The organism is Sporomusa malonica (genome assembly GCF_900176355.1).
GTDB classification, from domain to species: domain Bacteria; phylum Bacillota; class Negativicutes; order Sporomusales; family Sporomusaceae; genus Sporomusa; species Sporomusa malonica.
The window spans coordinates 78,445-92,507 of record NZ_FWXI01000022.1; the positions used below are offsets into that span (position 1 = coordinate 78,445).

General features: G+C 44.3%; 20 protein-coding genes and 1 riboswitch. Of the genes, 2 read left to right on the top strand and 18 right to left on the bottom strand.

Going from position 1 to position 14,063, the window contains the following annotated elements:
- Positions 1-2 precede the first annotated feature (2 nt).
- The 16 genes from B9A22_RS20040 to B9A22_RS20115 all read right to left on the bottom strand — a co-directional run bounded on the left by B9A22_RS20040 (position 3) and on the right by B9A22_RS20115 (position 12,267).
- On the bottom strand, positions 3-545 hold the full coding sequence (locus tag B9A22_RS20040; protein WP_084577717.1) for a PilN domain-containing protein: 543 nt from the start codon (positions 543-545) through the stop codon (positions 3-5).
- Complete coding sequence (gene pilM, locus B9A22_RS20045; RefSeq protein ID WP_084577718.1) at positions 538-1,635, bottom strand: type IV pilus assembly protein PilM; 1,098 nt, start codon at positions 1,633-1,635, stop codon at positions 538-540. Before pilM ends, B9A22_RS20040 begins: the two co-directional genes overlap by 8 nt.
- Positions 1,625-1,897 carry a late competence development ComFB family protein gene (locus tag B9A22_RS20050; protein WP_084577719.1) on the bottom strand — a complete coding sequence of 91 codons (273 nt, stop codon included), beginning with the start codon at positions 1,895-1,897 and terminating at the stop codon, positions 1,625-1,627. Before B9A22_RS20050 ends, pilM begins: the two co-directional genes overlap by 11 nt.
- Before the next feature lie 13 nt (positions 1,898-1,910).
- Entirely contained in the window at positions 1,911-2,324 is a 414-nt protein-coding gene (locus B9A22_RS20055; RefSeq protein ID WP_084577720.1) for a hypothetical protein, read from the bottom strand.
- Positions 2,325-2,338: 14 nt separating this feature from the next.
- Complete coding sequence (locus B9A22_RS20060; protein ID WP_139796322.1) at positions 2,339-2,893, bottom strand: PilW family protein; 555 nt, start codon at positions 2,891-2,893, stop codon at positions 2,339-2,341.
- A 10-nt stretch (positions 2,894-2,903) separates the two neighbouring features.
- Positions 2,904-3,320: a type IV pilus modification PilV family protein gene (locus B9A22_RS20065; RefSeq protein ID WP_084577722.1), complete on the bottom strand. Its 417-nt coding sequence runs from the start codon at positions 3,318-3,320 to the stop codon at positions 2,904-2,906.
- Positions 3,321-3,341: 21 nt separating this feature from the next.
- Positions 3,342-3,800, bottom strand: a complete 459-nt coding sequence (locus B9A22_RS26400; protein ID WP_084577723.1) for a type II secretion system protein — start codon at positions 3,798-3,800, stop codon at positions 3,342-3,344.
- Between the two features lie 27 nt (positions 3,801-3,827).
- Complete coding sequence (locus B9A22_RS26405) at positions 3,828-4,586, bottom strand: prepilin peptidase (RefSeq protein WP_342747856.1); 759 nt, start codon at positions 4,584-4,586, stop codon at positions 3,828-3,830.
- A 167-nt stretch (positions 4,587-4,753) separates the two neighbouring features.
- Positions 4,754-5,158 (bottom strand): competence type IV pilus major pilin ComGC, encoded by a 405-nt coding sequence (locus tag B9A22_RS20080; protein ID WP_084577724.1) that lies wholly within the window; start codon positions 5,156-5,158, stop codon positions 4,754-4,756.
- 34 nt (positions 5,159-5,192) lie between these two features.
- The gene (locus B9A22_RS20085) at positions 5,193-6,413 is read right to left on the bottom strand and encodes a type II secretion system F family protein (RefSeq protein ID WP_084577725.1); all 1,221 of its coding nucleotides are present in this window, start codon (positions 6,411-6,413) and stop codon (positions 5,193-5,195) included.
- Positions 6,414-6,430: 17 nt separating this feature from the next.
- Positions 6,431-7,483 carry a type IV pilus twitching motility protein PilT gene (locus tag B9A22_RS20090; RefSeq protein WP_084577726.1) on the bottom strand — a complete coding sequence of 351 codons (1,053 nt, stop codon included), beginning with the start codon at positions 7,481-7,483 and terminating at the stop codon, positions 6,431-6,433.
- Between the two features lie 63 nt (positions 7,484-7,546).
- Positions 7,547-9,223, bottom strand: a complete 1,677-nt coding sequence (locus B9A22_RS20095; protein ID WP_084577727.1) for a GspE/PulE family protein — start codon at positions 9,221-9,223, stop codon at positions 7,547-7,549.
- Between the two features lie 53 nt (positions 9,224-9,276).
- Positions 9,277-9,361: riboswitch (cyclic di-GMP riboswitch) on the bottom strand.
- Between the two features lie 113 nt (positions 9,362-9,474).
- A complete protein-coding gene (locus B9A22_RS20100) occupies positions 9,475-10,326 on the bottom strand; it encodes a shikimate dehydrogenase (RefSeq protein ID WP_084577728.1) in 852 nt (283 codons plus the stop codon).
- Positions 10,323-11,114, bottom strand: a complete 792-nt coding sequence (locus B9A22_RS20105) for a carbon-nitrogen family hydrolase (RefSeq protein WP_084577729.1) — start codon at positions 11,112-11,114, stop codon at positions 10,323-10,325. The genes B9A22_RS20100 and B9A22_RS20105 overlap by 4 nt, the downstream gene beginning before the upstream one ends.
- Positions 11,115-11,125: 11 nt before the next feature.
- On the bottom strand, positions 11,126-11,629 hold the full coding sequence (locus B9A22_RS20110) for a YqeG family HAD IIIA-type phosphatase (RefSeq protein WP_084577730.1): 504 nt from the start codon (positions 11,627-11,629) through the stop codon (positions 11,126-11,128).
- A 212-nt stretch (positions 11,630-11,841) separates the two neighbouring features.
- Complete coding sequence (locus B9A22_RS20115; protein WP_084577731.1) at positions 11,842-12,267, bottom strand: C-GCAxxG-C-C family protein; 426 nt, start codon at positions 12,265-12,267, stop codon at positions 11,842-11,844.
- A gap of 237 nt (positions 12,268-12,504) precedes the next feature.
- Between B9A22_RS20115 and B9A22_RS26410 the strand changes: the two genes are divergently transcribed.
- Positions 12,505-12,636, top strand: a complete 132-nt coding sequence (locus tag B9A22_RS26410) for a hypothetical protein (RefSeq protein ID WP_281252415.1) — start codon at positions 12,505-12,507, stop codon at positions 12,634-12,636.
- A gap of 509 nt (positions 12,637-13,145) precedes the next feature.
- Complete coding sequence (locus B9A22_RS20120) at positions 13,146-13,313, top strand: hypothetical protein (protein WP_084577732.1); 168 nt, start codon at positions 13,146-13,148, stop codon at positions 13,311-13,313.
- A gap of 141 nt (positions 13,314-13,454) precedes the next feature.
- Here the strand turns inward: B9A22_RS20120 and B9A22_RS20125 are convergent, their stop codons facing one another.
- Complete coding sequence (locus B9A22_RS20125) at positions 13,455-13,625, bottom strand: aspartyl-phosphate phosphatase Spo0E family protein (RefSeq protein ID WP_084577733.1); 171 nt, start codon at positions 13,623-13,625, stop codon at positions 13,455-13,457.
- Between the two features lie 127 nt (positions 13,626-13,752).
- The coding region (locus B9A22_RS20130) for an IS3 family transposase (protein ID WP_217805942.1) at positions 13,753-14,063 on the bottom strand (311 nt) is incomplete at its 5' end.

The following is a 14,063-nucleotide window of genomic DNA, read 5'->3' on the forward strand; positions in this document are numbered from 1 at the left end:
GACTACAACCCCTTGACTTTTACAGTCATTTCAAACTTGGTAACGACTGACTGGCTATCGCGTTCAGCCCTAATCAAGACAGGCTCAATAAACATGTCATCCTGATCTAGTAGTTGCATAAAGTTTGCCAGGTCAGGATAGGTGAGCGCGTTACCTTTCATTTTAAAAGTATTCTTATCACCGGTCCCCAGCTCTTCTAGCCATATCTGGGGAGGTACAATCACAGCTAATCTGGAGACAACAGCATACCATGGCTTACGTTCAGTAGTCAGTTTAGTTAGCAGGGTATTTTTCGCATTGATTACTTGCTGCTGAGAATTAGTTGATACCATTTTATCCTGTGTCGGCTGTAATAATTGCAGTTGCTGCTCAACTGCTGCAATATCTCGCTCCAACTCATATACTCTATATACATTATATCCTGCAAATAGGGAAAAGCACATTAACCCCAGCAGCGCAGCTACCGCAAACAATCGGTTGACTGGCCAGCGTTCCTGGCGCTCTTCCGGTGGCAGCAGGTTTATTTGGATGGTGGTGTTAATCACTTTCACCCCCACGCAGAGCAAGCCCGATCGCAACTGTTAGCTGGGGTGCAACACTATTCAACCATTCAGGATCAAGCGACCCGGAAATCTCCAGATTAACCAGTGGATCAACCAATTTCACCTCAACGCCATTCAATAGCGCAGCAAGGTTTACCACTAGATTATCTAACCGAGCTCCACCGCCAGTCAAAATGACACTTTCAATGATGGCCTCGCGGTTTTGTGCTTGATAGTAGTCAGCGGTTCGGCGTATCTCCCGTCCCAGTTCTTCGACAATTATCATAAGCTGTTTATGAATATAGGAAACTTCCCCATCGTTAGTGATGGCCTGCAATAGCCCCTGTTGGCGCTCTTTAAGCAGTTCAGCCTCGCTATAGTCTAATTCTAGTGATCGCATTACCACATCAGTATAACGAGCCCCGCCCAGAGGGAGAAGCCGAGACACCACTGGACAATTATTTTGAAAAATACTAATTTGGCAGATCTTTTGCCCAATGTCAACTACCAAGGTATTAACCTCATGTGTAAACGTCCGGCATACAGCCAGTGGCTCGATGTCAATAGCCACAGCTTTGAGACCTACTTCTTTACAGATAGCAATAATAGCATCAATCACGGTCTGCGGCGCGGCCACAAGCAAAACCCTAACCTCATGTGCCTCCTGGCCAGCACCAATCACGGAAAAATCGAAATAATAATTCTCTGCATTTGCAGGAACATATTTATCCAAATCCCATTTAATGGCTTGACGCAGTTCTTCGTTAGTCATCATAGGAAAAGTAAGCTCTCGAATAAATACCGCATGGCCGCTAACCGATATAATAGCGTGCTTGCCGGTACTCCCAGCTGTTGCTAGAAGTCGCCGCAAAGTCTCGGCCAGTGCCATTTTATCCATAATAATGCCATCTCGCACCAAATCATCCGGTAGTGAAGCCATCCCGGCGGCTCTGAGTGTAGGTATATTTTTATGCCAGCTGATTTCAGCAATCTTAAGTACCCCTGAGCCAATATCAATACCAATCGTACTGGCAGGACCATGAGTAAGCCACTGTTGCAAGGTGCCGACTAGCTTACTAAATTTAGCATTCATTATGATGGGGACATTTACTAACAATTTGGATTGCGTGAGTGATTGCGGTAATGATATCAATATTAAATTGCTGTTCTAAACTTTTTATCCGAGTATAAGTCTCACCCTGATCTGTTACTGTATAGCGTGGTGGCAAAAAATTAAGTGCCAGGGCTGCAATATCATAGCGGCATTTTTCGCAACCACACGCCCTGGTATTTGTGGCAATCACATCATCTAACCGCTGCCAAACTAAATCTTCCATATAATTCTTTATTTGCATGCTAATTGGCCTCCTAATGATAATTCCATGAGTTGATCGCAATACTATGAGGAGGGGACCCAGAACCAGATGAAATAGTTACTTTTAATACAACCTTACGAACAGATTTGTTCACAGTACCTACGGCTTCAATAGTGCTCGGCGTACCAATGGTAATTTGTAATAAATAACTCCCGCTGCCTTCAAAATAGGGATTAGCAGGTACCCAGTTAGAATTATTGCTAAGTTCGACAAGCGCCCGTCTGGCTCCTGCTTCAGCTAAATATAATGCCTGAATACCATCCCGGTAATTGGTTGCAGAATTTATCTCAGTAACACCACGAAAAATAAAGGCGCTACCAACTACACCCAGCAACATCATGACCGCAATGGCTAGCAAGACACTAGATCCGGATTGATCTACTATTCTCCTTTTTAGATAGGACATAGCGAACACCTCTTCTACGTGTTTGACGCTATCACAGAGGTTTGCAGAGTATATTTATACCCAGTGTTCTTATCCTGTACAGTTATGATTATCTTTACCTGTTTTACTTCGCAAAGAGTCTGTCCATTTCCATCTCTAATAAATACATCCTGAACGTTGAACAGTGGTTGGTTGTTCGGGTTGGGTACAATAATAATCTGACCTTCTGCTTTCGAGAAGCCATCACCGGCAAAGGGTTGGGGACTCCCGCCGTTAATGGCAATACAAAGCGCCTTGGTATCTGAACTAACATTGTACGTAACGTTGCTGCCGTCACCGTCCTTCAATATCAAACTGCCGCCATTGTTGACAACACTGACATTTTTTGCATAACGCACACTGTGTGCGATCCGTTCCACTGCCAGTCGTGCCGTTTGCTGGATATCAGCCCGGGCTCGGCCTACTTGGTATGCCTTTAACGAAGTGGCTAGCATAGGAACAATGGCTGACATCATAATCATGATAATCGACAACCCAGTCACAATCTCCACCAAGGTTATGCCTTGCTGATTGACCAAACATCGTCTCATCACTCACCTGTCATTGCAGAAACTGAGGCAATTCCCGTAAAACGTAGGTAACCAAGGTCACTTGTCTACCGCCTAAGTGTTCAACATGAACACTTAGGCGGATAATCCGTTGTTTAACAGGATATTGAGGGTCTAGCGAGCATATCTCTGCCCTTACGGTTTGCTTGAAGTCTGTCCCAGAAATTGATTCAGGCCCAACCTGATAAGGGAAGATAATATTGTCCCAAAACAGATCATCTTTGGACTTAAAGAGCTCAATCTGTTCTTGAGCCAGCGCAGTCGCAGTAGTATATTCAACGGCGATATCAATAGTATGGAGTGCCTGAGTAAACAGGCCGGAAATAGGAACTAGAGCGGTACTAACAATAAATATGGCAACCACTGCTTCCATGAGCAAGTAACCATGTTCACCTCTATAGTACCCCACATTACTCGTCCCCCAGCTCGTTCATTCCGAGCCACTGGTATTAATGGCGGTAACCCGAACGCGGCCAGTGACCGGAGCAACTTTGATATATAACTTTTTCTTAGTCTGTGTGCTTTTAAATTCAATCGTCTGGGCACCGGACGAAGGTACGCCAGTTATGGCATACCGGATCAGTTCCGGCGCACCAGTAATCGTAACAGAGGCTGGCACATAAACGATTTTAGTCGATTTTTCCCCATCATGGATATTATATTGGGGCTCAGTACCATTAATGATATAAAGAGTATATATAGCCTGCGCACCGTTCGCGTTCATAGACATCTGCTGCACACTACGAATATCGGCCGCAAGATTATTAACAAAAGTATCCAGCTCTTGGGTAGCAACAGAGTCGGCAATACGTGGTATCGCCATGCTGGCAACAATACCAAGGATGGCCACAGTAACCAATAGTTCTATTAACGTAAAGCCTCGCTGCATGATTCACCTCGAACAATGCTTTACAGCTTACTTAACTATCGTCTGTAAATACCAGGAGATGATTTCTGTCCCATAAAGCATACTGATAAAGGCTGCAATCGATATAAACGGACCGAAGGGAATGAAGTCCTTGCGGCTTTTTATTTTAAAGGCTAGCAGTAATAAACTGCCTATGCCACCGATGATAAAGGATAGGAATATGGTTAGAAGGGTTAGTTTCAGGCCAAGCCAGAGACCTAGTGCTGCGACGAATTTGATGTCGCCGCCGCCCATTCCACCTTTGGTGATGATGGCGATAAGGAGGAGAATGGCACCACCTAATAAACTTCCCAAAAACATATCAAGTACTGATACCGAACCATTAATGAAAATATTAAATATTACACCAACCGCAGAAAACAATACCACAGTCTTATCTAAAATTAGTTGATGATCATAATCAATTATCGAAATCATAATGAGAAATGAAATGAAAATTAATACTTCTATCAGTTTTACTGAAGAACCAACCACAAAGAAAGAATATAAAAAAATAAATGCAGTAAATAACTCGACTACTGGATATCGGATTGAAATATGACATTCACAATACCGGCATCTTCCTAATAAAAGAAAATAACCAATTACTGGAATTAAATCCTTTGATTTTAGCGGAGTCTTACACATTACACAACGCGACCCAGGAAATACAATAGATTCATTTCGTGGTAGTCTAAAAATGCACACATTAATAAAACTACCGACTATTAGCCCCAAAACTACTAAAAGCAGACTCATTTCGATCATATACTCTCCAATGGCATTATCGATTTTATAAGCCCAATTACTCACAAGTTTATTTAATAGGTGCTGACAATATTGAATATATGCTCTCACTAAATAGTGAGAGCATATATTCAACTAGGGCGAAGCCTGTGATATCGCTTCTAGCTAAAATATATCACTATAACTATTTACCTATGGAAATCATCAGAGGTATTCCCAGTGCCCCAGACAGCCCTTCTTGCACTTCCTGTACCCTCAAGTGCATACGCAGTGGTAGGACGGGCGGACGCCGTAGTGTTAATAAATACTTGCCCTGAAGTGGGTGCTACAGGTAGAGAAGCAAGCAGCCCCGCTGTGACTAATGCATCAATACTTGCTGGATCTGATGCATTTTGGGCTTGAAACATAGCGACTGCACTATCAATTGTCCGAAGGTCAGCTGCTACCTTTGCTGTATTTGCTGCCGTTGTTGAGTCAGCAAATTTGGGTACGGCGATAGCTGCCAAAATCCCCAAAATGGAAATTACTACAAGAAGTTCCACCAGTGTGAATCCCCTCTGATTTTTCATACTCTTTCTAATGTCTTGAAACATAACTTTCACCTCCCTTCCCTAAGCATACTAATAATCATCTACCCATATTTGTTATAACATCAAAGAGCGGCAATACCACCGAAATAACAATAAACCCGATCACCACTCCTAATATCCCGACAATAACCGGCTCCATAATACTACTCAAACGGCTGACTGTATCATCAACCTCACTCTCATAAAAGTCAGCTACCTTCTCCAGCATCTTGTCTAGAGCTCCACTCTCTTCCCCAATCGCTACCATATGAATAACCATCGGGGTAAATATTTTACTTGAACCTAATGTCGATGCCAGCCCGACGCCTTCCTGCACACTAATTTGAGCTTTCGTTAACGCATCCATCATACTCAGATTACCAATGGTCCTTTTGACTACATCCAACGCGGTAATAATCGGGACACCACCGCGCACCAGAGTACTCAGCGTACGGCTAAACCTTGCGATGGCGATCTTTCTTGTCAATGGCCCGGCAATAGGCAGTGTTAGAATCAGTTGGTCAAGCTTCTTTCTGGTACTATCCTTGTTGTAGGCGATTTTTAAGGCGATAAGCATACAGCTTAATTCAAGCAATACCAGCCACCAATAATTCTTTAAAAAGTCACTCAACGCCAACAACATCTTGGTTGGCCAGGGCAACTCAACTTTCATACCGGCAAACATGGTCATAAAGGTCGGCAATACAAAAGTAAGAATAAATACTACACACAACACAGCCATAGTAATAACCACTGCCGGATAAGTCATGGCTGATTTAACCTTCTCGTTCAATTTGTGTTCTTTCTCAAAGTGAGTTGCTAACCGATTCAAGACATCGTCAAGCACGCCACCTACTTCCCCGGCTTCTACCATGTTAATCATGATCGTGGGAAATACCCGCGGGTGCTCGGCAAGGGCGTGGGAAAAGGTCTCGCCTTCTTTTACTTTCTTATATACACTCTGTAGTGCTGCTTTGATCCGCGAGTTGGACGTCTGATCAATTAGAACACTTAAACAGGAGATCAGCGATAAGCCGGCATCAACCATGGTGGCCAGTTGGCGACAGACCATAGCCAAGTCCTTAGTCTTGACGGTTTGGAGGCTATCGGCAATTGCCCCTAGCGTTCCGCCGGGCCTGCCTTGCGCTTTGATCTGTAGCACGAAATAGCCTTTTTCCCGGCAATGCAGGGCTACTGCTGTCTCACTGTCGGCCAAAATACTGCCAGTGTGCACTTGGCCTGTTCTGTCTTTGGCTTTATAGTCATAGGTTTTGGCCACTTAGTCATCTCCTTGCATTAGCTGCCGTTGGCCAAACGGATAAAATTTTCGGGATTCATGGAGCGTTCCAATGCATCATCATAACTGATAATCCCGCGCCGGAACAGGTCACGCAGGGAAAAGTCCATGGCCTGCATACCAAACCTGGCACCAGTCTGAATAACTGACGCTATTTGATGGGTCTTACCTTCTCGGATCAGGTTACGCACTGCCGGAGTAACTGTCAATACCTCATGCGCCACAATCCGTCCGCTACCGTCAAGGCGTGGCAAGAGCTGCTGGGATACAATACCTTGCAGTGTCAGTGACAATTGAATCCTGATTTGTTGTTGCTGATGTGGCGGAAATACGTCAATAATCCGGTCTATGGTCTGAGCCGCGTCACAGGTGTGCAGGGTGGCAAATACCAAGTGACCGGTTTCGGCAGCTGTAACAGCAATGCCGATCGTCTCCACATCACGCATCTCTCCCACCAGGATGACATCAGGGTCTTCCCGCAAGGCTGCTCTCAGCGCATTAGCGAAAGATTTACTATCAGCATGAATCTCGCGTTGATTAACAATACATTTTTTGTGCTTATGCAGATACTCTATTGGATCTTCCAGGGTCAGCACATGGCTAGCGCGTTCATTGTTTACTAGGTCAATCATGGCTGCCAGCGTCGTGGATTTGCCGCTACCTGTCGGGCCGGTGACAAGTACCAAGCCACGGGGCATGCGGGCCAAGGTCTTCAATATCTCAGGATGACCAAGTTCATCAAGGGTTGCTATCCGCTCGTTTACTACCCTGATAGCAATGGCGGCTGAACCACGCTGTCGGAAAGCGTTTACCCGAAAGCGACTCAAGCCGGGAATAGCAAAGGAAAAATCAATTTCTCCGGCCTGCCAGAATTTTTCCTGCTGTTCTGGTGAGGTTATTGCTTCCAGCATGGCCCGGGTATCCTGAACCGTTAAGGGCGCTGTATCAGTACGGACTAAACTGCCATTGAGCCGTAATACCGGCGGTACGCCAACCGTAATATGTACATCTGAGGCTCGTTGTTCGACAGCCGCGCGGAGTAGTGCTTCCATAATCCCGGTATCCTCCAATATATAATGCAATTATTAGTTTTAAATTTGAAGCTGTGACGATTACTATAGACCAGTATAGGCCACCCGCATAACCTCTTCCACTGTTGTAAGGCCGGCCAAAGCCTTATAAATACCATCCTGCCGCATAGAAACCATACCTTGATTCTTAGCCTCGATCGCTATTTCATCAGCCGAAGCACGCTGATTAATGAGTTCTCGGATAGCTGAAGTGACCGGCATGACCTCATGGATACCCATGCGGCCTTTGTAGCCGGTAAACCCACAGGCCGCACAGCCGCCGCCGTGACTCAGAGCTAAGGGTTGATTTGGTTCGACACCAAGAAACAGTCGTTCTAATGAGTCAGCCGCCGGGGAATATGTAGTTTTGCATTCAGGACATATGCAGCGCACCAATCGCTGCGCCAAAACTCCCAATATCGACGAAGCTGCCAGAAATGGTTCAACCCCCATGTCAATCAAGCGGGTAATTGCCCCGGGAGCATCGTTAGTATGCAAAGTGCTAAGCACCATATGTCCGGTTAGAGCGGCTCGAATAGCAATGTCTGCCGTTTCTGTATCCCGAATTTCGCCGACCATAACAATATTAGGATCCTGGCGAAGTATTGACCTCAGTCCTAATGCAAATGTCAGTCCAGCCTTATGATTAACTTGTACTTGGTTAATACCATCTAGCCTGTACTCTACAGGATCTTCAACCGTAATAGTGTTCTTACCTATGGTATTTATCTCTCCGAGAGTGGAATAAAGGGTTGTTGTTTTTCCTGAACCAGTTGGCCCTGTAACCAAAATCATTCCATAAGATTGGGTGTATAGGCGACGAAAACACTGCAAGTTATCAGCAGAGAAGCCAAGTTTGCCGACTTCTAATATTACAGCCTGTTTATCAAGAATCCGCATAACTACTTTTTCTCCCAGAATGGTAGGTAAAGTCGAAACACGAATATCAATTTCCCGCCCAGCTTCAGTTATTTTTATCCGCCCGTCCTGCGGCAACCGTTTTTCGGAGATATCCATGCCGCCTGTAATCTTAATCCGCGACACAATAGCAGCCTGGATATCTCGGGTGAACCTGGCCACTTCCCTGAGTACACCGTCAATACGGAATCGAACCCGCAATGTTTTGTCCTGTGGCTCAAGATGGATGTCACTGGCACGCTCACGCACCGCTTGACTAAACAGCGAATTCACAATTCCGATGATCGGAGCGTCATCAGCAGTTTGTAGTTGAGACATAGTTACAAGCTCTTCCGGCTTTAACTGATTAACCGCTTTTTCCACCAATTCGTTAACACCATAATATTGACTGATGGCCCGCATGATTTCGCGTTCGGCAGCAATAACCGGTTCAACCTCACAGCCAGATACCATGCGAACATCATCAATTGCGAAGAAGTTGGTAGGATCGACCATAGCCAGAGTCAGTTTGCTGCTATCCTTATATACAGGAATCACTTGATAGCGCTCGGCTAGGGAAACCGATATGGTTGCCGCTACCTCATTTGTTATATTCATAGTAGACAAATCAACATGCGGCACACCTAAATGAAATTCAAGAACCTGAATCATGCTACTCTCGGTTACATAGCCAAGATTGATAAGCACCTTACCCAGTCGCTCACCTGTCTTCTTCTGAACGGTTAACGCTTTATCCAGTTGTTCTTTAGTAATGATCTCTGACTCGATAAGTAAATCGCCCAGCCGTTTACGCTTATTTAACATGTTTTTCTCCAGTTATTATAATAAAAAAAGCAACCGGCACAGCAAAACATATTATATTTTGCGGTCGGTTGCACTACTTGCTCAGCCTGGACCAAGTGCCCAAATACAGCCTCAGGCTTCGTTGCTTCCCTTTATAAAATCCCTGGCTAACTTCCAAGGTAATATAGTAGTTGTATTCGCACAGAATTTAGCAATTCCTTCTTAATTGTGATTATATTTTGTTTAATAATATATTAATTTATGGTAAATTATCATTTTAATCCCATAATTAGCGTTTGCTGCATTATCTCTCGCGGAGCATCCTGTCCTGTCCACAGGCTGTACGCAAGCGCGCCCTGCTCGACCAGCATGCCAGCTCCGCCAATAGTCTTATGTCCCCTGCGTGTAGCCTCAGCCATAAACTCAGTGTTTAGCGGGTTATAGACCAAGTCAGACACTACGGCTGCTGGCTTTAATTGTTCCCACGGTACTGGCGGCTGACTGGCTGTATTAGGATACATACCTAGAGGTGTAGTATTGACGATAATGTCGGCCTGAGAGAGCGCCCTGGCAAAGTCCGACTTGTCCCAAGCGACCCCGCTGACCGGTGTATTGCCAGTAAATAACCTGGCCATGCCGTCTGCCTTAGTTTTGTCCCTTGCCCCGATAGTGACTGCAGCAATATCGTTCCCAATAAAACCGGCTACAATCGCCCGAGCTGCGCCACCGGCTCCCAAAATAACGGCCTGCTTCCCCTCAATATCTACGCCTGCCAAGCGGAGAGAGCTAATGTAGCCATTAGCATCGGTATTATAACCAATGAGGCGATTTTCTTTAATGACGAGGGTATTAACCGCCCCCACTAGCTTAGCGCTAATGTCGATTTCATCCAAATACTCCATGATTGTCACTTTGTGCGGGATAGTAACATTGACGCCAACAAACCCCAATGCTCTAAGTCCTGCTACAGCGTGTGCCAGTGCTTCGGGCGGTGTAGGCAGCGGCAGGTAAACAAAGTCAAGGCCGCTGGCGGCAAATGCAGCATTATGCATGGCCGGTGATAATGAATGACTGAGCGGCCAGCCCAGCAAACCGACTTTTTGTGTTTTGGCCGTTATGTTCATTGGTTAAGCCCCTTCCAATATATATCAGGTCTGCGATCAGTGAAAGTGGGCATGTTTTTGCGTGCCTCACTGACTCTTGCCAGATCAATCTCACCGTAGATAATAGCCTCTTGATCACTGCCTTCAGCCACTACCTCGCCTTCAGGCCCGACAAGAAGTGAATGACCGTAGAAAGGACCGCCTCTATGCTCTCCGACACAGTTTACTGCGCAGACATATATATGGTTCTCAATGGCTCTGGCTTGGATCAGCGTTCGCCAATGACCACCTCGTGCCGCCGGCCATTCAGCAGGTACAAATACAACTTGAGCCCCCTGTAATGCCAGGGAACGAAACAGCTCAGGAAAGCGAAGGTCATAGCAGATTCCTACCCCAGCGTTAAGATCACCTAAGGCAAATAAGCCAAGCCTAGTGCCTGGAGCAAAAAAACGTTCCTCACCATACAGGCTAAACAAGTGCACTTTGTCATAGCTGGCAACAACAGTGCCTTGCCGATCAATAATAATAGCGCTGTTATAGATATGGTTATCCACTTTGAGTGGAATGGAACCAGCAACGATGTTCACGCCGTTATCACGGGCAATGGCTGCCATCTGAGTCACAAGTGACCCATCCATAGTTTCAGCAGCTTGAGCTACATTCTTAAGTGCATAGCCAATTGTCCAAATTTCCGGTAATACCACTACCTCGGCTTTACGCGCAGCTTGACTGATGAGTGTAAGCCCTTTATCTTTATTGCCGGCTACATCACCAGCAATTACGTTCATTTGCACCATTGCTACTTTCACACTAAGCCCTCCTATAGCCGTCCAGTAGACTTTAACAGGCGTATAGCTAGTTTTTCCAACTGACGGGTAATTTTCGTGCCGATAAATTCTTGGGAAGCCAATGGCTTAACCCAGATGGTGAATAGTCCTAGGCGATTTCCACCTAAAATGTCAGTGAACAATTGATCGCCGACTACAGCCACCTCAGCCGGAGTTAATCCCATGGTTTGCACTGCTTGACGAAAGCCTGTCCGAGATGGTTTTAACGCGCGGGCGACAAAAGGCGCACCGCACTGTGCCGCTATTTGTCTGACTCTTCTTTTTCCATTATTGGATACCAAACATATTTTAAATCCCTGCCCACTCAGTTGATTAAGCCAGAAATGTATATCTGGACATAGATCCGGGCTATTCCATGGAATGATAGTATTGTCAAGATCGAATACTATACCACAGATACCACGCTGCTTAAGCATATCCAGATTAATATCATATAAAGTGTTTACCGCCAAACAGGGTACTAGCAATGTAAGCAATTTTTCCTCCAAGTCATATGTATACAATTAACAGAAATTATAACATGATAAAAAGAATAAAGAAAGCACGGCTTGCGCCGAACCTTTGGCGACAGCGGAAGTCGATGCTGCCCTTATCCAGACGGAAAGTTATACTTTCTAACAGGAAAACAAAAGAGATTGCCACAAGTCCGGCAATCTCCACTTTTTATCTGTCTATATCTAAGTCCTTCCTATGTATTACTCTCATATGCCTTAGAAATAAACTCCGCAGAAAAATCAATCGCTATTTTAGTCTTACCTTCACAGAGGTGCGGTGGATCATTTGGTCTAAAACCCTGTGGTCTCAAGTCCTTACACCGTAGGCTTTTGAAGCGGTCCTCAAACCTATCGGCAAACTCATAGCACAAAGCAATAATCTTTTCTTTTTCAATACCTTTTTGCTTTCCCAAGATGCCGATAAACATTAAACTTCCTTCAACCAATCCACACTGTGCGCCAAACTTACCAGCACCGTGCATTCCAATAGCGGCGTCTAGAACTTGCGGTTGAATTTCAATCTGAAATATTTCCGATAAGGTTTTTAAAGTTGTTTCCGCACAGTTAAGATCATCATTCCAGTAATAACTGTGGACCCTGCTCTTTATTAGCTCCTTCATTTTTGCTATCTCTCCCTTATAATACTTCTTAGTGGTAAATATTATAAGTTCAGAAACATAAGGAGTAAATATCCAAATTTACTTTTATTACAGAAATTGGACCTTAACAAATGATTCGTCGTGAGCGTAATGGACGGGGATGCCTCGGCAGTTGGTTTTGTGTCTACTGGCATTGATTACACTTCCAGCAATAAATATCATAAATAAGTGACAAACTAGATCAGGAGGTGATTAATAATGTTCTGTCATCATCATTCGCATCGCGACTGTTGTGGCGACTCACCATTATTAAAAGTCCTGGCTGTAGGTGCCGTAGTGTATGTTGGGTTAAAAGCTATGCATCACTGGCAAATCTATCACCGAGACTAAACCTCTTTAGGCCTGGGCTTATCGCCCAGGTTTTTAATTTTGGGGGTAAAAGAAAAGAGCCCTGTTGCGGGCTCCCGAAGGCGCTTTAAAATCTCGATATAAATTTAACATATGACTCTATAACGCCTACCCCTTCCTACCTTGGCGGATTAATGATATTTTTTTTACCTTCAGCAAACTCAATGGTTACTGTCTGCACGCAAGCATTCTTACAGACATCCTCTGTTGATGTTATAATACTTTTATGCACTCTAGCTAGGCCATATAACCTGTGTTTAGCTATTTGTATTGTTTGAAGAGTAAATACCATATTTAAAATCTCATCTTCTGTAAGAAACCAGGCAATCCCATTGTTATTGCGAAAATTCTCTTCGTCACAGTGTAAATACTCTAGGTAAAAGGTAAATAATTCCTTTAAATATTCGCTTAAATATTATACCCAAATGCTGTTTAGATTTATAGATAGTCCTTCGATAAATAAATTATGAAACACAGTTAGGAGGTAAACGATGAAAAAAGATCTTAACATGGAAAAAGAGTGTGCCAAATGTCATGGACGTGGAAAAATAAATAACACAATTTGCGCTGCTTGTAATGGTACCGGGACTGTTCTAACAGAAGACGGCCTAAAGATACTAAAATTTTTAAGAGATGGAATAAGAACCTCTGAAAGCTAAAGAGGTTCTTTCTTTTGTCAACAAGTAGGCCTCCGTCTGGCAGAGCAGCTTTGATTCATCGTAAAAGCGGCTAGTCTATTGGGTTGCAGTATGGCATATAGTGCACCTCCAACTGGGCATGAAAAAAGAGCCTCCACGGCTCTATTTATTAATCTTTTCGTTTAACATTCGTTGATACTCAGTTAATAACACATCGAGCATCTGGCTTGCCCGTACAACTTCCGTATCAGTTAGCGTCTTACCCTGTGAAATCTCATGCAACTTATCGCGCAACTTTTCGATCATTTCCTGAATCTCAACTAGTTCGGCCATTATTATCTTCCTTTCATTCTTAGATAATCACATTATTCCCAAGAGTGAAAGGATATATTTGCAAGGAAAGCCGCCAGATGCATTTTGAAGTGCCCCCTGTCAAGTAGACAGAGCAAAAAAGAAAAGTTTAAGCAGTCTTGGTCCGAAACTCCATCGGACTAAGACTGTTTAATTTTTTTTGTAGACGTTCGTAGTTATAAAAATAGATATATTGCTCAATCGCATTTTTTAGGTCTTCAAATGTATGATATTTATGGAGATAGTATTTCTCGCATTTTAATGTGCCCCAAAACCCTTCCATTGGTCCATTATCAATGCATTTACCGACCCGAGACATACTTTGAGTTAGCCCGTTCGAAGTAATCCGCTTTTTAAAGCGTAATGAGGTATATTGAAAGCCGCGATCGCTATGCAGCATAGGTGTAGCTCCAGGGATTG